Source organism: Pigmentibacter sp. JX0631 (assembly GCF_029873255.1).
In the GTDB taxonomy this organism is placed as follows: Bacteria; Bdellovibrionota_B; Oligoflexia; order Silvanigrellales; family Silvanigrellaceae; genus Silvanigrella.
Genome location: NZ_CP123622.1, coordinates 1,684,006 through 1,708,977 on the forward strand (window position 1 = coordinate 1,684,006; position 24,972 = coordinate 1,708,977).

22 protein-coding genes and 2 tRNA genes are annotated in these 24,972 nt (G+C 30.9%); 10 read left to right on the forward strand and 14 right to left on the reverse strand.

Translation table 11 applies throughout. From position 1 onward, the window contains the following. Positions 1-65: 65 nt before the first annotated feature. The 3 genes from QEJ31_RS07355 to QEJ31_RS07365 are packed head-to-tail and all read right to left on the reverse strand — an operon-like array spanning position 66 to position 2,727. On the reverse strand, positions 66-1,040 hold the full coding sequence (locus tag QEJ31_RS07355) for a hypothetical protein (protein ID WP_280593136.1): 975 nt from the start codon (positions 1,038-1,040) through the stop codon (positions 66-68). Positions 1,041-1,052: 12 nt separating this feature from the next. Then, entirely contained in the window at positions 1,053-1,505 is a 453-nt protein-coding gene (locus QEJ31_RS07360) for a hypothetical protein (protein WP_280593137.1), read from the reverse strand. 28 nt (positions 1,506-1,533) lie between these two features. After that, positions 1,534-2,727 (reverse strand): hypothetical protein, encoded by a 1,194-nt coding sequence (locus QEJ31_RS07365; RefSeq protein ID WP_280593138.1) that lies wholly within the window; start codon positions 2,725-2,727, stop codon positions 1,534-1,536. Positions 2,728-2,815: 88 nt separating this feature from the next. Here QEJ31_RS07365 and QEJ31_RS07370 point away from each other — a divergent pair, with 88 nt between their 5' ends. After that, positions 2,816-3,397, forward strand: coding sequence for a transglycosylase SLT domain-containing protein (locus QEJ31_RS07370; RefSeq protein ID WP_280593139.1), 582 nt, complete (start codon positions 2,816-2,818; stop codon positions 3,395-3,397). Here QEJ31_RS07370 and QEJ31_RS07375 read toward each other — a convergent pair. Further along, entirely contained in the window at positions 3,392-5,572 is a 2,181-nt protein-coding gene (locus tag QEJ31_RS07375; RefSeq protein ID WP_280593140.1) for a DEAD/DEAH box helicase, read from the reverse strand. The two genes, QEJ31_RS07370 and QEJ31_RS07375, sit on opposite strands and share 6 nt — an antisense overlap. Positions 5,573-5,772: 200 nt before the next feature. Between QEJ31_RS07375 and QEJ31_RS07380 the strand changes: the two genes are divergently transcribed. Next, a complete protein-coding gene (locus tag QEJ31_RS07380; protein ID WP_280593141.1) occupies positions 5,773-6,396 on the forward strand; it encodes a fumarylacetoacetate hydrolase family protein in 624 nt (207 codons plus the stop codon). Between the two features lie 139 nt (positions 6,397-6,535). After that, positions 6,536-6,790 carry a hypothetical protein gene (locus tag QEJ31_RS07385; protein WP_280593142.1) on the forward strand — a complete coding sequence of 85 codons (255 nt, stop codon included), beginning with the start codon at positions 6,536-6,538 and terminating at the stop codon, positions 6,788-6,790. A gap of 7 nt (positions 6,791-6,797) precedes the next feature. On the opposite strand, the gene QEJ31_RS07390 is transcribed toward QEJ31_RS07385, so the two are convergent. The 7 genes from QEJ31_RS07390 to QEJ31_RS07420 form a co-directional block, all read right to left on the reverse strand. After that, positions 6,798-7,394, reverse strand: coding sequence for a cob(I)yrinic acid a,c-diamide adenosyltransferase (locus QEJ31_RS07390; protein ID WP_280593143.1), 597 nt, complete (start codon positions 7,392-7,394; stop codon positions 6,798-6,800). A 72-nt stretch (positions 7,395-7,466) separates the two neighbouring features. Continuing rightward, positions 7,467-8,393 (reverse strand): ABC transporter permease, encoded by a 927-nt coding sequence (locus QEJ31_RS07395; protein ID WP_280593144.1) that lies wholly within the window; start codon positions 8,391-8,393, stop codon positions 7,467-7,469. A gap of 1 nt (position 8,394) precedes the next feature. Beyond that, positions 8,395-9,420, reverse strand: a complete 1,026-nt coding sequence (locus QEJ31_RS07400) for an ABC transporter permease (protein ID WP_280593273.1) — start codon at positions 9,418-9,420, stop codon at positions 8,395-8,397. Further along, positions 9,420-11,033 (reverse strand): ABC transporter ATP-binding protein, encoded by a 1,614-nt coding sequence (locus tag QEJ31_RS07405; protein WP_280593145.1) that lies wholly within the window; start codon positions 11,031-11,033, stop codon positions 9,420-9,422. Before QEJ31_RS07405 ends, QEJ31_RS07400 begins: the two co-directional genes overlap by 1 nt. 47 nt (positions 11,034-11,080) lie before the next feature. Continuing rightward, complete coding sequence (locus QEJ31_RS07410) at positions 11,081-12,124, reverse strand: BMP family ABC transporter substrate-binding protein (RefSeq protein WP_280593146.1); 1,044 nt, start codon at positions 12,122-12,124, stop codon at positions 11,081-11,083. A 15-nt stretch (positions 12,125-12,139) separates the two neighbouring features. Further along, complete coding sequence (locus tag QEJ31_RS07415) at positions 12,140-13,126, reverse strand: BMP family ABC transporter substrate-binding protein (RefSeq protein WP_280593147.1); 987 nt, start codon at positions 13,124-13,126, stop codon at positions 12,140-12,142. A 14-nt stretch (positions 13,127-13,140) separates the two neighbouring features. Next, on the reverse strand, positions 13,141-14,223 hold the full coding sequence (locus QEJ31_RS07420; protein ID WP_280593148.1) for a BMP family ABC transporter substrate-binding protein: 1,083 nt from the start codon (positions 14,221-14,223) through the stop codon (positions 13,141-13,143). 272 nt (positions 14,224-14,495) lie between these two features. On the opposite strand from QEJ31_RS07420, the gene QEJ31_RS07425 reads away from it, so the two are divergent. The 6 genes from QEJ31_RS07425 to QEJ31_RS07450 all read left to right on the forward strand — a co-directional run bounded on the left by QEJ31_RS07425 (position 14,496) and on the right by QEJ31_RS07450 (position 18,450). After that, positions 14,496-14,572: transfer RNA gene (locus tag QEJ31_RS07425), tRNA-Arg, on the forward strand. 23 nt (positions 14,573-14,595) lie between these two features. Next, positions 14,596-14,686 (forward strand) — tRNA-Ser (locus tag QEJ31_RS07430). A 21-nt stretch (positions 14,687-14,707) separates the two neighbouring features. After that, complete coding sequence (gene tadA, locus QEJ31_RS07435) at positions 14,708-15,199, forward strand: tRNA adenosine(34) deaminase TadA (protein WP_280593149.1); 492 nt, start codon at positions 14,708-14,710, stop codon at positions 15,197-15,199. Between the two features lie 87 nt (positions 15,200-15,286). Continuing rightward, the gene (locus QEJ31_RS07440; protein ID WP_280593150.1) at positions 15,287-16,084 is read left to right on the forward strand and encodes a sugar phosphate nucleotidyltransferase; all 798 of its coding nucleotides are present in this window, start codon (positions 15,287-15,289) and stop codon (positions 16,082-16,084) included. A 25-nt stretch (positions 16,085-16,109) separates the two neighbouring features. After that, on the forward strand, positions 16,110-17,960 hold the full coding sequence (glmS, locus tag QEJ31_RS07445) for a glutamine--fructose-6-phosphate transaminase (isomerizing) (RefSeq protein WP_280593151.1): 1,851 nt from the start codon (positions 16,110-16,112) through the stop codon (positions 17,958-17,960). A gap of 25 nt (positions 17,961-17,985) precedes the next feature. Continuing rightward, positions 17,986-18,450: a methylglyoxal synthase gene (locus tag QEJ31_RS07450; protein WP_280593152.1), complete on the forward strand. Its 465-nt coding sequence runs from the start codon at positions 17,986-17,988 to the stop codon at positions 18,448-18,450. Between the two features lie 29 nt (positions 18,451-18,479). On the opposite strand, the gene QEJ31_RS07455 is transcribed toward QEJ31_RS07450, so the two are convergent. From QEJ31_RS07455 to QEJ31_RS07465, 3 genes are all read right to left on the reverse strand, one after another. After that, positions 18,480-20,375 (reverse strand): S41 family peptidase, encoded by a 1,896-nt coding sequence (locus QEJ31_RS07455; protein ID WP_280593153.1) that lies wholly within the window; start codon positions 20,373-20,375, stop codon positions 18,480-18,482. A gap of 87 nt (positions 20,376-20,462) precedes the next feature. Further along, positions 20,463-21,206 (reverse strand): ABC transporter substrate-binding protein, encoded by a 744-nt coding sequence (locus QEJ31_RS07460; protein WP_280593154.1) that lies wholly within the window; start codon positions 21,204-21,206, stop codon positions 20,463-20,465. Between the two features lie 13 nt (positions 21,207-21,219). After that, entirely contained in the window at positions 21,220-23,472 is a 2,253-nt protein-coding gene (locus QEJ31_RS07465; RefSeq protein WP_280593155.1) for a hypothetical protein, read from the reverse strand. 147 nt (positions 23,473-23,619) lie between these two features. Here QEJ31_RS07465 and QEJ31_RS07470 point away from each other — a divergent pair, with 147 nt between their 5' ends. Continuing rightward, the gene (locus tag QEJ31_RS07470) at positions 23,620-24,951 is read left to right on the forward strand and encodes a PhoH family protein (RefSeq protein WP_280593156.1); all 1,332 of its coding nucleotides are present in this window, start codon (positions 23,620-23,622) and stop codon (positions 24,949-24,951) included. The last annotated feature ends 21 nt before the right edge of the window (positions 24,952-24,972 follow it).

Sequence of the window (24,972 nt, forward strand, 5' to 3'; positions counted from 1 at the left end):
AACTCTTCTCTAGCTGAGTTTTTTCAAGAGTTCAACTGGTTTGATAAGAAATTTTAAAAAAAATTTTAAATGCTGAAAAACTGGAATGATCTTTGTTTTTTGGTGAAAGCTTTAGGACTGGTCGTTAAATTAAGAACTGCAATAACTTCAGTAGTTTTATTAGGTGAAACAGTAATAATTAATGAACTTAATCGTTCTAAAACCATAAACAAGCCAAGTCCTGCACCTGCGGCTTCTTGTTGTAGTCGAATCATAGCTTTTCTATCGCTAGCAAATAAGAATTTTAGGTACTTATAAACTGTTTGTTTACTAAAAGTTCCAAAAGAGTCTCTTACTCCGATGGCAAGATAAGTCCCATCAAAGCTCCATTCAATTTGAACTGTTTCCTGTGGAAGAAGAGCAATGGGTACTCTTCTATCTACATCTTGTAGTTTTGGATTAGCATCCCAAATTGCGTTCATTAAAAGCTCTTCTTGGACTTCAACCCCAAATTGAGCATAGGCATCAGTTGGTCTTCCAAGAACTTGTGAAAGACCTTTTATAAATTCAAAAAGAGCATCTCTAAACCATTGTCTTTGATCTGAATGAGAAAGAACATATCTATGAACATAAGCTCCGTATGAAACACATTTATCAACGCCAAAATACTTTTTTTCTCTTATTTTTCTAATAGTACTCATTAGTTGTAGATGAGGGACATGTTCTTGATTACATGATAAAACGTGGCCGAATAACATCAATCCATCGCTATCTATTACTTTATCCTTCGTTTCTTCATCAACTAGAAGTAAATTTTCGATGCGAATAGAGGGTATAAGTTCTTGTTCTTTCAGTTTTTTTTCATCTATATGATCAGTGATATACATAGTTTGTTTGCAACCACTTTCTGCTAGTTTTTTTATTTCTTGGACAGTATTATTTTGGGCAGCAATTATAGGAGTTATGGCACAACTTCTAAAAAGAGCAACCAACTCACTACGATAGAGCTCGCTTTCAACATCAACTATTGCATCTAGATTTATGTTATCACTGTCTATCATATAAGCCCTTGTTTATTTTGAATTTTCAATAAAATAGAAATATGATTCAAAATCTACATCAGATTCAATACTGCAACCTTCCTTGTCACATTTTGGCAATTCATATTCTAATTTTTTTCCAAGAGTAAAATCCTTGCCATTTTGCATTAAAAATACTTTTTGTTCACCACAATTTTCACAGTAAGCAGGTATTTGAAAACTTTCAATTTTAGCATTATTGGAAAGAAACTCTTTGACCATATTAAATTGCATAACTACGGCTTGGGGACAATTATAGTAAATGGGAGAAATTTTTAGCTTATTGATCCATACAATCCATTCGCGAACGCCACAACTGTTTATGGTGCGGATATTCCCTAAATCAAACTTGACTGATCCTGTAGGAAGCCCAAAATCTCCGAGATTACATGTTTCGGTGATGTCGCCAGACACATAGTATATGCCGTCTTTTAATTGAACATCCACGTGTAACCTCCCGAAACCTTCACAAACCTTACTTAATTAAGTCTACTGTTAGCCTGGCAATGTATCTTCTGTCATTAACTGTATCACCATTAACAGGTACATTTTCAGCATAAGTAGCAAACTCCAGTCTGACGAATAGGATGAAAATCGATAAACCGGCAGAAAAATTTTGATTTCCATAACCCAATCGAATCGAGAAGGGAGCATTTACAGCAGATTGATCTCCAAAACTCAATTCACAACCGCCATGTATTTTATCTCGGTCATTTACTCTTTGATCATTAATTCTTTCTTCTTCAACAGAAAATATGGCGCCCACAAATTTATTAATATTGGGATTTATACTGAAACCTGCTTTAACGTTCATTTTTTCAATTTCATCATGGGAAGATGAGTTACTTGCTTGATATGTAGTATCTCCCACGTCTAACACCGATAAACCAATTTTAGGAGACAACTGGGATTTGAAAGGCATAATAATCCCTAGGTCAATAGCATAACCATTTGTACTGTTTATATTTCTATCTGCCTGTAATTTAGCTTGGGAAATCAAACCATTTTGATTTGCTTCAATAGTGTTAGTTCTTGTTTCTCTTTGAACAATTCTAGATGAAGCTCCAAAAAGAAATGATTTAGACAAAGGGATGCTAAAGCCAGAAACAAATCCTTCTTGATCTCTTCTGAATTCAGAAAATGTTCTGTCATAGGTTACTCCACTTGAAAACACACTATTTTGAGGTGATGCTAAAAAAGTTGTATACCCACTTTCATAAGATTCAGCTAAAATTCCAAATTGAAAATAACCAATAATAATTGTTGGAAAAACACTAACTCTACTAAAAATTACGTTGTTTTTGCTTCCATCTTTAACTGAATTATCAATTAAACTGTAAGGATACTGGTAGTAATTGTAGTTTTGATTAATTAAACCATAAGTATATGAGTTAGTTGAATATGAAATATTTGGTAAAGAGGTTATTTTAACAACACTTTTCAGCATAGAATTAACAGTACCTATCCCAGCTGGATTGTCAAAAATTGAATTTTCATCGTCAGCCACTGCTACATTTGCTCCGCCCATTCCTAAAGAGCGGCTTGAAAGATAGTTAGATATAGGCGGAATGATTACAGGATAGGTACTATTGCTTGGAAAACCAATACTTGAATTAACTAGTACAAAAGAAAAGATAAAAAATTTTATTTTAGAGCTAATCTTAAGCAATATTTTCTCCACTTTTATAAAAATTTTTGCTATATGTGTTCGGTGTTTTTTTAACTCTATTTAGTTAACTTAGTTTTTGAGGCTTAACGTGGTTTTTGTTCCTGAATATTTTTCTTCTGTTCCAGAAGGACAAGCTTTTCATTATGTAGCAAAAAAAAGAGAAATACCTTGCCACGTTCTATTTTTAGCTGCGGCGGGTAAAGTAACGTCAAATAAACTACCTGCGGATGAAAGACTCTTGATGCTTAATTTTGCTAAAGCTGCATGTAATACGCAAAATCCAGATATTTTATGGCAAATAGCCCATGTAGAATCAGCATTTAAAATACGAATCGTAAATGTAGCTGGAAAAAAAACATTAATTGGGGATGAAGCAAAAAAATACTTATTAAAAGGTATATCAAAAGAATCCAATATTGACATTGGCCCTCTTCAGATCAATTGGCGGGCAAATGGCTCGAAATTTAAGTTTGAACCTATTAATTTTTTAAATGGTGATTTTTCAGTTAATTTTTTATCAAACAATATATTAAAAAATTATGTAAGTTCTTGCGGAACAAAATGGATAAACTGTTATCATTCTTATGACAAATCTAGAGGTTCTCAATACAGAGAAAAAATAGATATATCTGGTGAAAAATTAAGAAAAATACTGTTAACTTACTTATAAAATTTTTAAAATTTCTTCTTTATTTAAAGCAAAATTTTCGTTTTTAATTTGGTTTAGTTGAGAATTAGTGGTGTTATCTAATATCTGAGTAGCTGTTTGAATTTTATCAATTAAAGATTTTTTAATATACTCATCAACTGTCTCTTGTCCTATTAAGTGAATTACTAAACATTTTTCAGAGTTTTGACCAATTCTGTGGAAACGAGCCTGAGACTGCACATAACTTCCACCATCAAAATTTAAATCCATATATATCATTGTATCAGCCTTCATTTTCCCATCTTTTGGTAACAAGGTGAGACCTTCTTTAGCAGATTGAGGAGTTGCAATAAACAATCTGCAATCTGGATTATTTTGGAATTCTTCGACACTTTGGCCGCGCTCATGGACAGACATTTCACCAGTATGAGCGACTGCACCCCAAGTTTCTTTATAAGTTTCTGTTAGGAAATCAACGTTTCCAACAAAATGGCTCCATAAAATAATTTTTTTAGTATCGTCAGAAAATATATCCGACAACATCTCATTTAATTCATCAATTTTTGCATTAGAACCCGTGTATTTAGGATCTATTAACATGGGATTAGATGCTATTTGTGAAAGTCTTAGTAACCTTACGACAATATTATTTGCCTGCATAGCATATTCTTCAGGACTCATATTTTCAATTTCGTTTCTCACAGAATCACGCATTTTTGCATATATTGTTTTTTGTTCTGCTTTTAATTCAATGTTATAATCTTTATATATAATTGGAGGTAAATCTAGAACTTCATTTTTTAATCTTCTTAAACTTGTAGCTTGAATTCTTTTTCTTAGTTCCTCTCCATTTCTTACACCAACAAATTTTTCAATTTTAATTTTTCTTCTACCTTGATTTACTTCTAAGATATCAATGTAACAAAAAGTATTTTTAAAAGCAGGAAAACTTGAACCGAATGTTAGGCCGTTATCCATAACGTAATATTGGGCAAATAAATCTATTGGTCTATTTGCAATAGGAGTACCTGTAGCAATTACACAGCGTTTTGCAGCGTTTCTAATAAATTTTGCACTAATAGTTGTTTGAGCAGAAAGATTTTTTATTCTTTGACTTTCATCAAAAATTATCATTCCTTCGCCTGCTTGAATCCAATCAGTTAAAGCATCTTTTTCAAGTCTAATTCCTTCATAGTGAATAATAAATATAGGATTATTACTTTGAATTAATTTAGTTCGTTGTGCTGGTGAACCTTCTATTACAGTATATGGTATACTTGTCGCTAATTTTATTTCATCTTGCCAGGTTTTAACAAGTGACTTAGGGGCAACTATTAGGCATCTATCAATAGATTTATTTTGTAACATCATAGCTACTGAAGAAGCAATTTGAAAACTTTTTCCACATCCCATCTCATCAAGTAATGCGCATGCTGGATTTTGTAAAAGAAATTCAATACCTGTAATTTGATGTGAATAAGGTTTTCTTTTAAATGGAAATGATGAAATTTGCTGTTTTATTTTTTGCAGAACTTCAATTTGTTCAGGTGAAATATTTTTAGATCCAGTTGAACCAATCATTGCTTCACTGCCAAGGCTTGTATTTACTTCGCTTGTTAAATCAAATTCTTCAAACCAGCTTTCTCTTAAAATAAGTTTACCTAATTTGCTTGGTGCAATGTTGGCATAGTATTTAGTTTTAGTGAATTCTAGAATAGCATTAAAAGCATTATCAGTTAATTTAAATCCTTTTCCAAGAATATCAAATAAATCATCAAAAGTACCGATAAAAAGTCTCCATACTCTATTGTCAGGATCCCATTGCCTTTCATTTCTATCAAGTCCTTTAATTCTATCAATAGTATTTTGGTTATAATTAAATGTTATTTGAAGATGGCCTTGCTCATCTAAATCAACAATGGTATTTGAATTAATATATTTTCCTTCTTCATTTAATTTTGCTAAATTTTTATGAATTCTATCTAATAATTTTTCCTGAAGAGGAGCTGCTAAATTAATTTTAACTTTTTTCAATGTTAAAGTTCCAACTATTTCCTGTTTTTCAAATTTTGGTTGTTCGATTAAAACTGGTTTAGTATCATCTTTTTTTTCATTCATGATACCGAAAGCTAGACGAATTGGTCCTTTAGGGGGTTTTGGACGATAGGTATTCTTGTTATTGCTTTTATATGTCATACTTTTATTCTCCAAAACAAATTTTATAACAGGCATCACAAAACCAAGCTATTTATATGCTTTTTTTAAAAAGGGTAAAACTCTTTTTTTGCGCATATGGACATTGTGAAAAGCTTTCTTTACATTACAAAATAGCACACGGTCATAAAAATTTGATGTGCTTTTTGTAAAAGGGCTTCTTGTCCCTTGGAGATTTAGTTATGGATAAAATTGTTTGTGTTGGCAAGAATTACTTGGAACATGCGAAAGAATTGGGTGATGCTGTCCCTGATAAACCCGTCATTTTTATAAAACCAAAAAGTATCTTAAGAGCTGCAATTGATCATGAAGAATTGTCTTTGATAATTCCACAATCTTCTAGCTCTCTTCATTTTGAGGCGGAGCTTGTTTTGCGTCTTGATAAAGGCGGTTATCAGTTAGATCTCAAAGAAGCTGAAAAAGCTATAGGAGCTGTTTCTATTGGTTTGGATATGACTCTTCGAGATTTGCAAGCAAAACAAAAAAAAGATGGACATCCTTGGACAACAAGTAAAGTTTTTCCTGATAGCGCTATCGTAGGGCCTTGGTTAAGAATATCAGAGTTTCCAAATTATTTAGAAGAAAAGTTTACCTTTTCATTAGAAGATAAAGTTAAACAAGAAGGATATGGTAAGAACATGCTTCTTTCACCTATTGAGTGTGTTTCTTATATCAGCAAATTTTTTCCTCTTGTTGCTGGTGATTTAATTTTTACTGGAACTCCTGCTGGTGTTGGCCCTGTTGTCTCTGGCCAAAGAGGCGTTTTAAGTTTTGGAGCCATAAGATATTCAGTTCTTTGGACCTAAGAACATTCTATAAGATAACCAATTAAAGTAATTAAAAATTTATATTTAATTTGACTAAAAATACATATTTTATTAAAATACAATTACGTTTTTTTATTTTTCTAATAATTAATTTGAATTTTCTTATTAAGGATGAAAGATGATAAAAAACTTTATTTATATCATTTTTTTTAGTCTCAGTAACTTACCAATAAGTTATAATCTGAATAATTCAGGATTTCTTTTGTTGGAAAATTCTATTAATGTTAATAAAATACATTCTTTTTTATTTGAGTACCAAAACTGCTTAAGTACAAATGTTTGTTATGAAATAGATTTTATAAAACATTCAATTGCGAATAAAAAAATTGATGAAGAATATGAACATGAAATGTTAATTTTAGAATTATTATAGAAAATAATTAAAATTCAATAGTTCTAACTCCTGAATTTTTATTCCAAGTGACTTCATTACTTTTCGCCAATTTTTGAACCCACCGTGATAAAACAAAAAATAAATCTGAAAGCCTGTTAATATAAGGAAGAATATTTGGATTAATTTCTTTTTCCATAGATAAGGCAACTGTAAGACGTTCTGCTCTTCTACAAACTGTTCTTGCTAGATGGAAATAAGAATTTAATTTAGTCCCACCGGGTAAAACAAATTCCTGCAGCGGTTCCAATATATTTTGACAAAAATCAATCATTTTTTCTAATTGAATTGTATCAGTTTCATTTAGTACAATCATATTTTTCCATCGAGAAGACAAAGGCGTTGCTAAATCAGCTCCTAAATTAAATAAATCATTTTGAATAGAGTAGATCCAAGAATCCAAAATAGTTTTTTCTTTTTTAGGCATTTCTTCTAAATTTTGTCGGCAAATTCCAAGTATGCTATTTAATTCATCAATAGTTCCATAACATTCAATTCTGAGATCATCTTTTGGAACTCGGTTCCCGTCAGCTAATCCTGTTGTGCCTTTATCACCAGTTTTTGTGTAAACTTTAACTATCCGCATAATAAATCCTAAGAATATAAGTTAAAAAATTATTATAACTTTTAATTTTCCAGGGATAAACTAAATTTCTATTTAACGATTTCTTAAATACGGTTGTCCTAAAGATTTTGGTGGTTTACTTTTTCCTACAAAACCAGCAACAATTATTACAGTTAATAAATAAGGAACTATTTGAACAAATTGAGGTGAGATAATAAAATTCCAAATTGGATTTAAAAATTCAATTTCAAAGTCTGGTTTTGGTATTTTTACTCCTTGGAGCATAATACCTAAAGCATCAAAAAAACCAAAAGCTAAACAAGCTAATGTAGCAGCTATAGGTCTCCATCCGCCTACAATTAAGGCAGCTAATGCCATATAACCTCTACCAGCGGTCATATTTCTTGTATAACTGCTAGAAAGACAGATAGATAAAGTAGCGCCTCCAAGACCTGCTAAAAATCCAGATAACAAAACTCCGCTCCATCTGGTGCGAATAACATCAATTCCTGATGTTTGAAGAGCATCTGGATGTTCTCCGGCAAATTTATGCCACAAACCATAAGGAGAAAATTTAAACCAAAGCCAAACCAAAGCAACTATTACCCAAACGGCAATAATGGGTTCGTATATAAATCTATTGTGCATAGAGATTTCTGGTGTTGATCCAGTATTTTGAAAAAGTATTTGTGATGCGAAAGGAACTGTTCCGGCAGCTAATATTGTTATAGCAGTTCCTGTAACAATTTGATTTGATTTAAAATTAATAACAAAAAGACCATAAATTGCAGACATGACAAGTCCGGCTAATCCGCCACATAAAAATCCTAAAAAAGGGGAGTGAGTTAATGCCGTAACAGCAGCAGCGGTAAAGGCTCCTGCTAACATTTTTCCTTCTAAAGCAATATTAATAATACCGCTTCGTTCGCTAAACAATCCACCAAGTGCTGCAAATATTAAAGGAGCTGACATCCGAATGGTCGCGCCACTAATTGAAGATAAGAGGTTAATCCATTCCATATCAATTTGCCTTTTTTGAAAATTTAATTTTTTCCCAAAGCCCATCAGCTGAAACAGCTAAAATGATTAATGCTTGAAGCACTAAAGCAAGGTCAGAAGTAACATTGTGGGTGAAAATTTCTAAATCACTAGCTCCTTTTTGAAGGGCACCAAATAATAATCCAGAAAATATAATTGCTAGTGGGTTTCCTTTAGCTAGAAAAGCAACTGCAATACCTGTAAAACCATAACCAGGAGAAAAATCAAGTTTAAAACATTCTGAACGACCTAATATTTCTCCAACACCTACAAGACCAGCCAAGGCTCCCGCAATAAACATAGTTTTCATTTGAGTTTTAGAGATACTTATACCGGCAGTAGAAGAAGCAGCTTCATTTTCACCAACGCTTCTTATTTCATAACCAAAGGGGGTTCTATACAAAAATATCCAAAGAAAAATTGCGACTAAAATTGATAAAAATATTGCTGAAGAAACAGGGGCGCCATCAAAAAAAGAATAAGATTCTAATACATAATTTTTTGAGATTGGTATTGTTTGGGGATTTTGTGAATTCACGTCTTTTAAAACATAAACTGTAATATAACTAGCAATACCAGCTGCAATAAAATTCAACATAATAGTTGTAATAACTTCATGAGCGCCACGTTTTGCTTTTAAGTATCCTGCAATTCCACCCCAGAAACCACCTAACAAAGCAGCGGCAAAACCTGCAAAAATTACTGCAAAAAAAGGTGAAATATTTGGAAACACTGCACCAACAGTTGCTGCAGCTAATGCTCCCATTGTTAATTGACCTTCCGCTCCAATATTAAACATTTTTGCTTTAAAAGCCATTGCTACAGAAAGGCCAGTAAGTATTAGTGGCATGCTATATGTTAAGGTCATACCGAAGTCATATGCAGTTCCGAATCCTGATTTAGCAAATATATAAAAAACATTAATTGGATTTTCACCAGCAATACTAGTAACAAGAAGACCAATAATAAGCGCTATAACTGTTGCAATAATGGGGCGTAAAATATTCATCACTTTTTATCTCCATTCAATAATCCACCACACATTGCAAGTCCGATCATATGTTCATCAGCTTCATTTCTTCTGAATTCAGCGGCTATACTTCCGCCATACATTACAAGAATTCTATCAGCTAAAGTCATTATTTCATCTAATTCCGATGAAATAAGAAGGACGCCTACACCTTTATCTCTTTCAGCAACTAATTGGTTATGAATATACTCTATTGCACCAATGTCAACTCCTCTGGTAGGATTTGCAGCAACTATAAATTGAGGTTCTTTTCCAAATTCTCTTGCTATAATTATTTTTTGTTGGTTGCCACCTGAAAAACCTGACACATTTAGTTTAGGATTTCTTGGACGTACATCATATTTTTCCATTTCACTTTTAACTGTTTTTTGAATTTCAGATATTTTTTGGAAAATTCCAAAACAAAACTTCTTTTCCCAATGTCTTCCTAATATATAATTTTCTTCCGCTGTCATATTTAAAAGTAGCCCGTTTTTATGGCGATCTTCAGGTATAAATCCTACAATTAAATCCTGCATTTCCGAGCTTTTTTTATGTGTAATATCTGTGTTTAAAAGGGTTATTTTACCTGAAGCAGGGTGATGTGATGATATTTTTTTTCCAAAAAACTTTTGTGGATGAAAAATAATATCAATTAATTCTGATTGACCATTGCCTTCCACACCAGCTATACCAACAATTTCTCCTCCATTAATAGATAAATTAATATTATTTAATAGATTTTTCTTAGAGTCTTTGTTAGAAAAATTTCTTAAAGTAACATTTTTTAAATCTAATATATTATTGCTAGTTTTTTTTCCTGTTGGAATATTTGGTCTTAAATTTACGTTTCTGCCTACCATTAAAGATGCAATTTTTTCTTCAGTAGCTTCAGATGTTTTTAATGATCCTACAACGTTTCCTGCACGAAATACCACTATATTGTCTGTAAAATTTAAAACTTCTCTTAATTTATGAGTAACAATAATGATTGTTTTACCTTCATTCTTAAGTTTTTTTAAATTTTCAAATAATTCATCTACTTCTAAAGGTGTTAATACTGCAGTAGGTTCATCAAGAATTAAAATTTCAGCATTTCTATAAAGTAATTTTAAGATTTCTATTCTTTGTTGCATACCAACAGCTAATTTAGAAATTTTAGTATTTAAAGGAACAGTTAGCCCATATTTTTTAGCAATCTCTTCAATTTCAAGTCGAGCTTTTTTTCTATCTATTATATTGAATGGAGTTGGTAAAAAAGGAAATTTAAGGGTGTGTTCTTCATCTCCTAAAATGATATTATCAAGACCTGTAGCTGTTTCAGCAAGCATAAAATGTTGATGAACCATTCCAATTCCGTTTTTAATTGCATCTTTTGGTGATTGCCAGTGCTGAGGTTTGCCATTAACTAATATTTCACCACTATCTTCTTTATATAGGCCAAATAATATCTTCATTGCAGTTGATTTACCAGCGCCATTTTCACCAATTAAAGCTTGAATAGTGCCTTTTTCTACTGCAAAATTTATATTATTATTTGCAATTACTTTACCAAAAGATTTTGTTACATTTTTGAATTCTATAGCAATTTTTTTATCTTTAAAGTGTTCCATTTTTAGCATTCTAAATTTAAGGTGAAATTTAAATATAATTAATAAAATTATTTATTTATTTTATAATAATCTGGTACAATTATTTTCTTTTCAATAATTTCTTTTTTAATTTTATTTATTTCTTTAATTTCGTTATCTTTAAAAAGTTTTTTGTTATTATTATCAAAAGACCAATCAACACCGCCTTCAGAAAAACCGTATCTTATCACCCCAGTAGATAATTTGTTTTCTGTATAGTCTTTAATTGATTCGAATACTTTAGCATCTACTTTCTTTTCCATGCTAGTTAATACAAGACCTGGGGATAAATGATTTTGGTTAGAATCAATACCAATAATAAATTTATGAGAAGATTTTTTATTTGCCTCTTCAACTGCATCAAAGGCTCCTAATGAAGATGCTCCTGCTGCAACGAAAATAACATCTATACCTTTATTATACATAGCTAATGCTATTTCTTTAGCCTTAGTAGGATTATTCCAAGCTGAAGATGTTATACCAACAAAAGTTTCTGTAACTTTAATTTTTGGATTAATAAATTTTGCACCTGCTTCAAAACCATAATAAAATCTTTTTATGAGAGGAATTTCCATACCACCAATAAATCCAATTTGATTGGATTTTGATTTCATGGCGGCAATAGCTCCTACTAAAAAGCTACCTTCATGTTCTTGGAAAGAAATTGATCTAATATTTGGTTCATCTATAGAGGAATCTACCAAAACATATTTTTGTTTAGGATATTTCTTTGCAATTTTTCCAACATTTTCAGCATTATTAAAGCCAACAGCTATGATAAGTCCACATTCACCACTAGAAAATGAGCGTATGAAATTTATAGAATTTGCATCATCACGAACAGTGACATATTTACTTTCTTTGGATACGTTTAATTCTTTTTGAGCTCTGGCAAAACCTTCATAAGCTAATTGATTAAATGATTTGTCATCTTTACCGCCTTTATCTAATATAAGACAAATTTTTGGTAATTCTTTGGATTCCAAAGCAAAAATATTTGAACTAACGCAACTTAATAAGAAGACTGATTTTGAAAAAATAGAGAAAATAGATTTAATATTTCTTGAAATCATATTAGCTTCAAACCTTTAATTTATAGTTTCTTGTTTTATTTCAGTTATTTCTTTTTTTATTTGATTAATTTTTTGAATTTCTTCTTTACTAAATAAACTTTCGTTATGTTTATCATATGCCCAGTTTATTCCTTTATTTTCTATATTATATGTATATACACCAGTTGTGAAACTATTGTCTAAAATGCTCTGAATTGTGTCTATGACAGATTTATCAATTTCTTTAATTAAACTCGTTAAAATTAATCCTGGTTTAATCCAATTTTGATTAGAATCGCAGCCAATTGCATATTTTTTAGTCTTTTTAAAGCTCGCTTGTTCAGCGGCGTTAAAAACTCCTAAACCAGAACCTCCAGCGGCATGAAATATAATATCGACACCTTGAGCATATTGATTAAGAGCCAATTCTTGAGCTTTCGTTGGATTATTCCAAGCTTCAACTGATACGCCAACATATCCAGTCATTATTTCGATTTTAGGATTAATTTTTTTTGCGCCAGCAATATAAGCTTTTTCAAATTTTTGAATAAGCGGAATATTCATCCCACCAATCATTCCTATTTTTCCTGTTTTTGTTTTGATAGCAGCAATTGAACCCATTAAAAAAGCTCCTTGTTCATCTTGAAAAACAATGGAGCGGACATTTTCATGAGCTACTTTAGTGTCAATAACAGCAAACTTTTGTTTTGGAAAATTAGGGGCAAGGTTTTTAATAGCATCGGCATTATTAATTCCTACTGAAAAAATAATTGAGCATTTATTATTAACAAATGTTCTTATAATTTGTTTCAAATGTGATTCTTCTTTCGCTTCAATAACCTTACTGTCTTTTGAGATTGGAAGAGTTTTAAGAGCTTTTTGAAATCCATTGTAAGCTTCTTGATTAAAAGACTGATCATCTTTTCCTGCTTTATCAAGAATCATACATATTTTTGGATTTGTTTCTGCCAATGCAATTGGTGTTATGGAAGTAAGAGCACATGAAGCAAAAAATTTTTTCATTTTGCAGTCCTTAATTATTTAGAATTTTTTATTTTTTCCAATTCATAATAGTCTGGTACCTTTATTTTGCCACTAATTATTTTTTCTTTAATACTATTAATTTCTTTGATTTGCGAGCTGGTATAGAATTTTTTGTTATGTTCATCATATGCCCAATCTACCCCACCGTCTTTTAAACTAAACGCTGTATGTGTCGCAGTAAATTTATTATCTAGAACATCTTTTATAGTAGAATAAACCGCGTTGTCTACTCGTTTTACCATACTAGTTATCACTACATTTGGTTTGAGCCAATTTTGATTAGAATCTACGCCAATAGCATAGTGTTGTCTTTTGTTATTTGATTTTTTATTCATTAGTTCTGCTGAATCAAAAACGCCTAAACCAGAATTTGCTGCGACTTGATAAATAACATCAATACCTTCGTTGTATTGAGCTAGTGCGAGTTCTTTAGCTTTTGAAGGATTATTCCAAGCATCTGGAGTGATACCTACATAAGAAATAGTAATTTTAATATTAGGATTTATATATTTTGCTCCAGCAGTATAGCCTGTTTCAAAGCGATGAATAAGCGGAATATCCATACCGCCAATAAAGCCTACTTTTCCTGTGGTAGATTTCATAGCTGCAATAGCTCCTACTAAAAAGGAACCATCATGTTCTTGAAAAGTGACTGAACGAATATTTTTAGCTTTATTTTTATCTTCTATATTAACATCTATCGCAAGAAATTTTTTGGTTGGATTTTTCAATGCCAAGTCTGGTATAAATTCAGAAGGGTTAAATCCTATGCCTATAACAAGATCGCAGTTGCCTTGGGTTGTAAAATTTCTAAAAAATTGAACAATTTGAGTATCATTTCTTGGTTCAACAAATTTACTATCTTTGCTTATTTTTAATTCCTTAAGTGCTCTGTTGAAACCATTCACAGCAGATTCATTAAAGGAATGATCGTCTTTCCCACCTTTATCAAGAACCATACATATTTTAGGCGGTTTTGCAGCTTCTTCGGAAGCATATAGAGAAGAGATGACATTCAAACTTAGGACAGCAGGAATCACTTTTCCAGCTTTTTTGATCACGCGGTGAGAGAACACGGGGATTCCTTTCGGATTTTTAAGTTTCTTGATGAAATGAATTACTTAGCCATTTAGGCAAGAATCTGAAAAGGCATAGCACAAATGGATCAAATGTTTCTACGATTTTTTTGCATAAGAAGTAGCAAACAGAGAATAGGTAGTATGGAAATTTTTCTTATTAGAGAAAAAAGTTAGAATGTGTGTTGACTAATGGTACTTGATTTTGTACACCATCAAACACTCTGAGAATTATGAATTGCAATTGAGTGATTCATTTTACTAAGATATTAGCGCGGTTAGCTCAGCTGGATAGAGCACCAGACTACGAATCTGGCGGTCAGGCGTTCGAATCGCTTACCGCGCGCCATTATTACAATATGTTATCCCTTGGGAGCGATGGGTGAGTTGGCTTAAACCACGCCCTTGCTAAGGGCGCGAAGGGGAGACTCTTCCGAGGGTTCGAATCCCTCTCGCTCCGCCACCTTTCTAAGTAGGTGTGTATTTGTCTATTCAACAATCCAATTCAGATCAAAAAAATATCGATTCTTTTTACATGCTTAGGTGCTTAGAGCTAGCTCAGAAAGCTTTTCAGCAGCAAGAAGTTCCTGTAGGCGCTATCGTTGTTGATCATAGTAACAATAGCATTATAGCAGAAGCTTATAATTTGAGAGAAACTCACAATAATGCGACGGCTCATGCGGAATTAATAGCAATTTCTAATGCTTGTCAAAATTTAGCACGTTGGCGATTAACTGGTTGTACATTATATGTAACTTTAGAGCCATGTTTTATGTGTGCTGGAGCGATTATTTTAGCTCGACTTCCAAGAGTTGTTTTTGCAACATTCGATCCTAAAGCTGGAGCCGTAGGAAGTTTAACTAATCTCTTGAGTGATTCTCGATTGAACCATACTTGTGAAGTGACTACTGGAATTTTTGCAGAAGAGAGTTCTTTGCTTTTGAAATCATTTTTTAAGCTTCGTAGGAATAAATAATAAAATTTTAGTATATTGAATTTTAATCATGAGGAAGGTATTTTTTTATATCTTCTAGGATCTTTTTATTATTTGGAGAAATATATTGTGGTTGCTAATGAATTATTTAAAGCAGAAACAATAGGCGTAGTTTTAGCTGCTGGTATGGGAAAAAGAATGAATTCTTCTTTACCTAAAGTTGCGCATAAACTACTAGGAAAATCTTTAGTCATTTGGGCAATTGAGTCATTAGTCAATGCAGGAATTAATAAAATTATTGTAGTTATTTCACCAACTCAAAAAATAGTCGAAGAAATTATTTTAGAAAATGAATTTCCTAGTAATATTCAAATAAATTTTGCATATCAGAATACCCCGTTAGGTACTGGACACGCAGCTGAGTGTGGAGTTAAAGAAGTAGAAAATTATTATTTAAAAAATAGTAAATGTAACGAAATAAATATTTTAATAGCATATGGTGATACTCCTGCAGTAAAGCCTGAAACATTTAAAGAATTTATTAATACTCATAAAAATGAAAATAATATTTTTACTGTATTGGCATTTGAAACAGATAATCCAACAGGGTATGGTCGTATTCTCACAGATAAGAAAAATAATTTTTTAGGAATTTGTGAGGAAAAAGATTGTAATGAAGAACAAAAGAAAATAAAATTATGTAATTCGGGATTTCAATGTGCGAACTTTGCAGCTATGAAAGAATACTTTCCATTATTAAAAAATAATAATGCAGCAAAAGAATATTATTTGACTGATTTACCTTTAATTGCAAAACAAGCTGGAAAAAAAGTTGGCTATTTAATTGGAAAAGATGAAACAGAGTTTTTAGGTATTAATTCTCAACAGCAATTAGCTGAGATGGAAGAGAAATTTAAAGAAAATTAATTTTGAATATAATGAAGAGGTTTCTATGTGTGGAGTTATTGGTTATATCGGAACAGGAGTGACACCCGAATTTTTTTATAATGGTCTAAAAAGATTAGAATATCGAGGTTATGATTCGGCTGGAATTGCAATGCTTGAATCAAACAAAATTTATATAGAAAGAGCTGAAGGAAAACTAACAAACCTTCAAAAAAAATTGAGTAATTTACCGAAATCAGCATCTTTAGGAATAGGTCATACGCGTTGGGCAACCCATGGGAAACCTACAGAACAAAATGCTCATCCGCATAGGTCTGATAATATTGTTCTGTTACACAATGGAATAATTGAAAATTATAAAGAATTGAAAGAATTTCTATTAACAAAAAATTATGTATTTAAAAGCGAAACTGATACTGAAGTGGCAGCGCATCTTTTAAATTATGAGTTAAAAAAGTTGAATAATTCTTCTTCAGTTGAAGAAAATATGAAAAAAGCTATTTCTTCATTGGTTAAACAAATTCGTGGTGCATTTGCTTTTGGTATAATATGTACAGATGATCCAGAAACACTTTATGTAGTAAAATATGGTTCACCAATTGTATTGGGTATAGGCGAAAATGAAAATTATATGGCTTCAGGTATAACAGCCTTAGTAGACCATACTCGTGAAATAATAATTTTAGAAGATAATGAAATAGCTTATTTAAAAAAAGACTCTATAAAAATTGTTAGTTTTTCAGGAGATGAAATTAAACGAGATCCAATAATAGTAAATTGGTCTTCTAATATGCTTGACAAAAATGGTTATGATCATTTTATGTTGAAAGAAATACATGAACAACCACAGGCAGTAGCGCAAACTATTAATGGTCGAATAGATAGAAATTCAGGAATTGTAGATTTAAAAGCTTATGGAATTGATAAAATTAATTTAAAACAAATTGATAGAATTCAAATAATTGCTTGTGGAACAAGTTATTATGTAAGTTGTTTAGCTAAATATTATATAGAAGAATTTACTCAAATTCCAGTTGAAGTTGATCTTGCAAGTGAGTATCGCTACCGTACATCAACTGTGAATGAGCACACGCTTTGTATCGCTGTTTCTCAAAGCGGAGAAACCATTGATACTCTTCAAGCAATTAAATTTGCAAAAGAAAATAAAGCAAAAACATTAGCAATAGTAAATGCACCAGGAAGTAGTATTGCGCATGTCTGCGATGATGAAAGTTTAATATATGCAGGTCCTGAAATTGGAGTGGCAAGTACAAAAGCTTTATCAGCCCAATTATCTTCATTAATTTTATTAGCTTTAGGTATCTCTCAAGAGAAAAACAAAAAAAATAAAACCTTTATTGCTAATTGCTTAGAGGAATTATCAAAAGTTCCAAGTTTAATAGAAAAAACTCTTACTCTTTCTAAATCTATTAAAGAAATTACTTTAAAATACCAACATATGGATAATTTATTATTTATTGGTAGAGGACAACAATGGCCAGTTGCGTTGGAAGGGGCTTTAAAATTAAAAGAATTATCTTATATTCATGCAGAAGGTTATGCGGCTGGTGAACTAAAACACGGACCAATTGCATTAATAGATGAAAATATGAGTGTAGTTTGTTTAGCCCCCAAAGATCAGTATTATGAAAAAACGATTAGTAATATTGAAGAAATTAGAGCAAGAGGAGGTAAAATTCTCGCTATAGGTACAGAAGGCGATACTTCTTTACAAGCTATTTCGGATGATTTTATACCTGTGACAGAGTGCTCTAGTATTGCGTTACCTTTTTTAACCACAGTTCCAATGCATTTATTTGCTTACTGGATAGCTGTAAGAAGAGGTAACGATGTAGATCAACCTAGAAATTTAGCGAAAAGTGTTACTGTAGAATAATTCTATTTATAATTGAAAGTTATATATGAATAAAACAAAATATAAAGAAATTATTGTACCTGAAAAAAAAAGAATTGTCTTGATAGCTCATGATAATAAGAAAAAAGAATTATTAGATTGGGCAGTAGAACATAGTAATAAACTAGCTGATCATGAATTATTTGCAACTGGTACAACTGGGAAATTATTAGAACGAGAAACGGGATTTAAAGTAACATGCTTTGAAAGTGGTCCATTAGGTGGAGATATGCAGGCTGGTGCCCACATATCTGAAGGAAAATTAGACATGGTACTTTTTTTCTGGGATCCTTTAGCAGCTCAACCTCATGATCCTGATGTGCGTGCTTTACTAAGAGTAGCTGTTGTGTGGAATATACCTTTAGCTTGCAATAAAGCTTCAGCTGATTTTCTAATAAGCTCTCCCTTTTTTTCTAACTCTTACAAAAGACAAATTACAGACTTTTCTGGTTATAAAGGAAGAAGTATTTAGAAATTAAATCGATAGAATAAAAACTTTTTTTATCGATTTAAATAGAATTTTTTACTATTACTTGGATCGAGCATGTCGTCCATAATATTATTTAATATTCTTGAACTATTGTTTAAAGCATCTTCTTCTGTTGGTTTATAAACATAATCAGCTAGAACTCCTATACCTTCGATATATTGTTCGTATTTGCTGTTATTATAACGTTTTATTTTATTCCAAGCGAAACGAATTTCAGCTCCTTTTGGTAGCGGTTTTGCATTAGGAATCATAGTAGTTAAGCTGCCTCGCTCGTCAATTACTACGGGTGTTAAAAAGTCGTTCCACTCAATTACATTTGCGCCACCACCACCAGTATGAGCTGTTTCACCATAAATTTTAGCTATTTTAAAATCTTTAAAGATAGCAGTAAAAACATCACAAGCAGAATAACAATTACTATTTGTTAATACAGCAATAGGTTTTGTTGTTAATATTGGTTTCAAAATTTCAGTAGTTTCTTTGTTGTAATAAGAAGGTAGAGAATCATTTTCATCTCCATCATATCTATCATCTTCTTTTAATAGTAATTCTCTTTTTTTCACGGATTCTTTTGTAAATTTTCCTTTAATCAATTTTTCCATAGAATATACTGTATCAAGTATAGGATTTATAAGAGGGTCTGAGGTGTTTTTTCTTGAAATATATCTAGACATTTCTAAATTATAAAATGTTTCTTTGTTAACTTCGGATACTAAAGGTTTTACTAGCATATTTGAAACAAATTGATTAGTAAACATATTAGCTAATAATTGCGGATAACTACCATATCCTCCTCCATTTCCTCTGATATCAAAAATAACTCCTTCGATATTATCTTTATTATTTCTGATATAATTTCTAATAATATTTACTTCTTCATTTATTTTTTCTCGTGCTTCAAGATAGTTATAAAAATCATAATCAGCGCTTGGTATAAAATAATTTAAATGTATAAGCGCAAAACTTTTTCCACCCCTTTGAATTTGTGTAATAGATACATTATCTTTTCCATTGCTTCTGTTATTTACAAATTCATTACTTTCAACTGATTTGGAATATTTGATTAAATTTGTCGCATTAGTAGTACTTAATATATTCATATTTCTATTGTTACAAATTGCAGAGTTTGATTTTGTTTGTACCCAAGGAAAAGTAAATTCATAAATTTGATTATCTTTTTTATTTTTAACTTCTATAGTAAAATTTCCAACTGCAGGTTGCATATAAGAGCCATTTCTATTAAAAAAATTCTGAACAGCTCTTGTGATAAATGCATCTTCATTTGCTCCACGATAAAAAGCACCAATTTCTAGTAGTGCAGATTTAGTTGTATATTTTTTAAAAGAAGAACTTCCTTCTAAACCAATATTTTTAATAGATAATATTTCGTCTCCTAGGTTTAACTTATTATAGTTTTTGTTTAGTAAATCATTATTAAAATTAGGGTTATCCAACTTTTGTGTAATTATTAATTTTTCATTTTCTCCATTTTCATCATATATAAGTTTTGTGCTTAAAGGAAAAGAAGAACTATTACAGCGTGCAGGTATAGGATAAATAAATCCAGTATGTAAATCTCTTACATTTCTAAAAATTTTCATAGATTCAGAAAGTAAAATTTCTGAACTCATCTGGTTATTCAGTTTATTTGCCTCTTTTAATGCGTCGTATTTATAGTCAGTTATTTTTTGTAATCTATTTACGTAAAAATCATTAAATACTGTTTTGACTGCAAAAATTAAATTATCTTTTTCCTCATCGGATAAATTTGGTAGGCTCCAGCTGTTAGAGTTATTAGACGATTTAGATTGAATTTTTGCTTGTTCAAAACTTTCTTTACTTTCTTTCTTTGAACAAGAAAAAATAACTAATGAACTTAAAAAAAATAAACTTTTTTTGATTTTCATAATTTCTCCTATTATTTTAAAAAGATACTACATTTCATTTCTAAAACATGTCAATCTTAAAAAATAATTTTATGTTGAAATTATTATTTACTTTTTATACCCATATTTTTTTTGAATAGATTTTATTTTTTCGGTATTTTTTATTTTTTCAAAAGATTTTTCTAAAGAAGACACTAAATTTTTATCACTATTTTTGTTAAAAGCTAAATATAATCCAACTTCTTTTATTGTATAAGCTGGTACAAATGTTGTTTTATGTTCTTTAGCATGAAACAATCCTACTAATAGCCCAGTAGCCCAAATATCAATTCTATTTCTTTCTAATTTTGTAGGATTATATTTTTCTTCATTGACAAAATCTAAATTTTTATCTGGCTTAAAACCATTTTCTAGTAAATAGTTAGAAAGAGCACTTTGTTTGTAGACTCCTACTAAATGTTTTTTTGCATCATCCAATTTTTGTATTTTTATCTTAGAATTTTTTCTAGTAAAAAAAGTCCAATCATTTTTGATTAAAGGACCAATCCAATAGAATGAATTTTCTCTATCAGGTGTTCTGGCTAAAGAATATAAACCTATATCTTTGTTTTTTGTAACAGTATCTAGAGCTCTTGCCCAAGGAAGAATTTCAATAGAATAATTAATGTGAGCATTTTTAAATATTTCCTCTACTATTTCACTAGATATACCTGTAACTTTACCATTTTTATCCTCAAAATTATTTGGCGCCTTTTCTTCAGTATAAATTTTAATTTCATCAAAAGAAAAAGAATTAAATTGGATTAAATTTATTAATGCTATTATGAATAAATAATTTATTTTTCTAAACATATTTTGCTCTTTGCTATTTTTTAATATTATTTAAAAATATCAAGCTTTCCCAGGCATTTTTTCTTGTATAATAGTAGTGTTTTTCTAAGTTGTTAAAAGTGTTTTCACAAAGACTATAAATTTCTCTTGATAATTTATTATAATCCTCGCTACCATGCATCATCATCGAATTTTTTATTTTTTTAATATCATCTTCTTTACTTTCATAAATTCTTTTTGAAATTGTAGTTAATTCAGCTTCAAAAACTTTTGAAAAATTTAATTCATCATTTGGTCTTTCAACCCTCCATGATGCAAGTTTTGCTACTAACCTTTCTCTTATCTCTCTTTTATTACCTGTAGCTCCCATAAGAGATTCCATTTCTTCCATTATATTTTCATTTGCTTCCTCATTTCTTCCTGTTATATCATTCTGTATTTTTTCTTTTTTGATGAAAGCAGTGACGTTTCGCATATATTTTTGTAGAGCATTTATATACTGTTGTTCATCATAAAAATTTAATGCTGATAAAAATTCTTTGTGAAATTGTTGACAATATTGAATTTTTATATGCTTAATAAATTCTCGATAATCATGATATCCGCCGCGTGGCTCAAATTGTAGATAATCATAAATTGTTCTATCTCTAGTTAATTTTTCAATTTCATCAAAAAGCGCAATTGCTGAAAGTGAATCATGTCTTTCATTTTGTGCTGCAAAATAAAGTAACATTTTCATTTCTCTAGGACTTGCACCAAATCTACCTTCATATGCAACAGAACTTTGGCTTTCTTTCAGTATTTCTTCGACATTTTTCTTTAATAGACCTTTTTCTGTTTCTGTAAATGTATTTGATGGTTCATTTCCGTCATATAATGCTTGTTTATCATAAGGGTCTAGTCGGGCAATGATATTTCTAATTCCAGGTTCATAATAATCAGGATCTGGTTGGCGTAACCTAGTTAAAACAGCCCATTTTGCAAGTAATGATAAGGAGTGAGGTCCAATTTTTTTTGTTTTTTCAATGATTTTTATGTCTTCTTCGTATATTTTTTGTTCTAATTTTGCAGAAAGTAGATAAGGAACTCTCACCAATTCAAATCTACCTTTAAATGAAGGCCAATCTGGTGAGTTTTTAAAGGCATCAAGATGTTTTTCATTTGTACTTGCCATCATTATTAGATCTAAATCAGCTATTCCACTAGGGAGATTAATACTCATTTTTTCAATAGTTGTTAACAGATATTTAAAGGCTTCTAAAGGCCGTTTTAGAAGATCCGCGAATTCAATAAATCCTCTATTTGCATCAATTAATTCTCCTTGAGGTTCAAATATTCTTATATTTTGAAGGGCAGGGGGGATGTTTTGAATATTTCTTTCCATAGTAATTTGTCTATCTTGAGCATCTATTGCCATTTGTGGTTCGACTGAAGCAATTCCTACTCTATAACGACCACTATAAAAAAATCTTTCAACCTGCACGTGCCGGAGTACTTTGTCTAAATCTCCTTTGTAGGCAACAAGAAGAGAATCAAATATTTTTTTACTTTTTGCTCCTAATGCACCCTCTTCTAAATAAATTGGGGTATCTTCAGGATATATATTATTAATTGATATTTTTTTGAACAATTCAATACGTTCTTTTTTTGGTAAAACAAAGATAGGATTTTCTTTCATTTCACTAACTATTTTGCACATTATTTCGTCATCTTCTAAATGTGCAAAAGTTTTATTTCCATTTTTGGTAGGAGGCTCATCACCAAAGCCAATATGTTTATTAAAATTATCACCTAATCCATCATAACCAATTTTATCTGATGGAAAAATCCAATTAAATTTATAAACAACTCCGTGTTCTGTTTTTGAATACTCTTCTAAAGCGTTTGCTATTGCTTCAGCAGTAGAAGATTTGCTTGAGCCATTTGGCCCGTGAAGTAAAATAAGTTTATCGACTTTCCCTTGTCTTACAAATTGTTCTAATACTCTATAAATGCTTTCATGGGCTTCTTCTTGTCCTGTGATTGCAGGTTTATTTTTTCCACGAATTCTTTCAAACAATTTAAAATGTCTCTTATTTATATTATGCGCATATTTAACATCACTAACACCGAAGAACTTAAACATATCTAGCATGTATTCAGCTGAATTTCTAATTAATTTTCTAGGTTCTTTTATAAAAACCTCTAAAAATTCATCGTATGAAAGAATATATTTTTGCTCTTTAAATTCTCTTTTAACACTTTCTGAAACACTATTAAGCAGGTCTTTGGAGTGAGATGGTATCATTTCTTTTTTCTCCTACTTTGAACTAAAAAAAAATGCTTCTTTCTGTTAACCTCTAATCATTCTCATGGAATGATAGAGTAAGAATTGATTTCTTGTAAGAGCGCGATCCCTCTTTGGATCGAATTATTTGTCGAAAGGGGTAAAGGGTTGAAAAAGAAATTTGTAATAGACACAAATGTGTTGCTATCTAATCCAAGTGCCATTTTCTCTTTTGAAGATAATGATGTGTATATTCCCATTTCAGTTATTGAGGAACTAGACACTTTCAAAAAAGGATTGAGTGAAACTGGAAGGAATGCGCGTCATTTTTCAAGAATTCTTGATGATCTGCGTGAAAGAGGTTCTCTAAGCAATGGAATACCCTTATTTGGAGATAAAAAAGATAGTGGTAAAGTCTATGTCGTCTTGGAATCTGATATGGCTCTTTTGCCTACTCATTTTGAAAGAAAGCCTGATAATTTAATACTAAGCGTTGCATTGATATTAAAAAAACAAGTAGCAAATATGCCTGTAATTTTAATAACTAAGGACTCTAACCTGCGGATTAAAGCAGATGCGTTAGGAGTTAGTGTTTCAGATTTTGAAGCTGATAAAGTAAACATAGAGGAGCTTTACACAGGCATAGTAGAATTTGAAGTTGAATCAGAAGTACTTAAAAAATATTTATCATCAGGTTCAGTTTCGTTAGAAGAATATGAACTCATGCCTAATCAATATGTTATTTTAAGAGATGCGAAAGATCCTTTGCAGTTTGTATATGGTAAATATGATCATGTTACAGGTAATTTAAAAAATTTAAATTTAGGTGGAAAAGACTTTGTTTGGGGAATATATCCTAGAAATTTAGAACAAAGTTTTGCTTTAGATTTGCTATTAGATGATGATGTTAAGCTTGTTACTTTAGTGGGAACGGCAGGAACAGGGAAAACCTTACTTGCAATAGCGGCAGGATTAGAAAAAACAACTGACGAATCGAAATATCAAAAATTATTGGTAAGTAGACCTATTTTTCCATTAGGCAGAGATGTTGGATATTTACCTGGAACATTGGAAGAAAAATTAAATCCTTGGATGCAGCCCATTTTCGATAATTTAGAACTATTATTAGGAGGTGTTTCTCAAGGAAGACAAAAAAGACTTTCTCAGAGTTATCATGAATTAATAAATCAAGGAATATTAGAGGTTGAACCTCTAACTTATATTCGTGGGCGTTCAATTCCAAACCAATATTTCATTGTTGACGAAGCACAAAATTTAACTCCGCATGAAATTAAAACTATTTTAACTCGTGCTGGAGAAAACACCAAAATTATATTAACTGGAGATCCGTACCAAATTGATAATCCATATGTAGACGCAGCAAGCAATGGTTTAACTTATGTGGTTGAAAGAATGAAACAAGAAGCAATAGCTGGACATGTTACTTTAGTTAAAGGGGAAAGATCTGCTTTAGCGACAATAGCTGCAAATTTACTTTAATTAATTTTTATCCACATTAAT

What these genes read in the sequence shown, in the direction of transcription:
- QEJ31_RS07455 (WP_280593153.1), bottom strand. Translation starts at nt 20,375, where the DNA reads ATGAAAATCAAAAAAAGTTTATTTTTTTTAAGTTCATTAGTTATTTTT.
- QEJ31_RS07400 (WP_280593273.1), bottom strand. Translation starts at nt 9,420, where the DNA reads ATGAATATTTTACGCCCCATTATTGCAACAGTTATAGCGCTTATTATT.
- glmS (WP_280593151.1), top strand. Translation starts at nt 16,110, where the DNA reads ATGTGTGGAGTTATTGGTTATATCGGAACAGGAGTGACACCCGAATTT.
- QEJ31_RS07375 (WP_280593140.1), bottom strand. Translation starts at nt 5,572, where the DNA reads ATGACATATAAAAGCAATAACAAGAATACCTATCGTCCAAAACCCCCT.
- QEJ31_RS07415 (WP_280593147.1), bottom strand. Translation starts at nt 13,126, where the DNA reads ATGAAAAAATTTTTTGCTTCATGTGCTCTTACTTCCATAACACCAATT.
- QEJ31_RS07465 (WP_280593155.1), bottom strand. Translation starts at nt 23,472, where the DNA reads ATGATACCATCTCACTCCAAAGACCTGCTTAATAGTGTTTCAGAAAGT.
- QEJ31_RS07405 (WP_280593145.1), bottom strand. Translation starts at nt 11,033, where the DNA reads ATGGAACACTTTAAAGATAAAAAAATTGCTATAGAATTCAAAAATGTA.
- QEJ31_RS07380 (WP_280593141.1), top strand. Translation starts at nt 5,773, where the DNA reads ATGGATAAAATTGTTTGTGTTGGCAAGAATTACTTGGAACATGCGAAA.
- QEJ31_RS07385 (WP_280593142.1), top strand. Translation starts at nt 6,536, where the DNA reads ATGATAAAAAACTTTATTTATATCATTTTTTTTAGTCTCAGTAACTTA.
- QEJ31_RS07390 (WP_280593143.1), bottom strand. Translation starts at nt 7,394, where the DNA reads ATGCGGATAGTTAAAGTTTACACAAAAACTGGTGATAAAGGCACAACA.
- QEJ31_RS07410 (WP_280593146.1), bottom strand. Translation starts at nt 12,124, where the DNA reads ATGATTTCAAGAAATATTAAATCTATTTTCTCTATTTTTTCAAAATCA.
- QEJ31_RS07395 (WP_280593144.1), bottom strand. Translation starts at nt 8,393, where the DNA reads ATGGAATGGATTAACCTCTTATCTTCAATTAGTGGCGCGACCATTCGG.
- QEJ31_RS07355 (WP_280593136.1), bottom strand. Translation starts at nt 1,040, where the DNA reads ATGATAGACAGTGATAACATAAATCTAGATGCAATAGTTGATGTTGAA.
- QEJ31_RS07460 (WP_280593154.1), bottom strand. Translation starts at nt 21,206, where the DNA reads ATGTTTAGAAAAATAAATTATTTATTCATAATAGCATTAATAAATTTA.
- QEJ31_RS07450 (WP_280593152.1), top strand. Translation starts at nt 17,986, where the DNA reads ATGAATAAAACAAAATATAAAGAAATTATTGTACCTGAAAAAAAAAGA.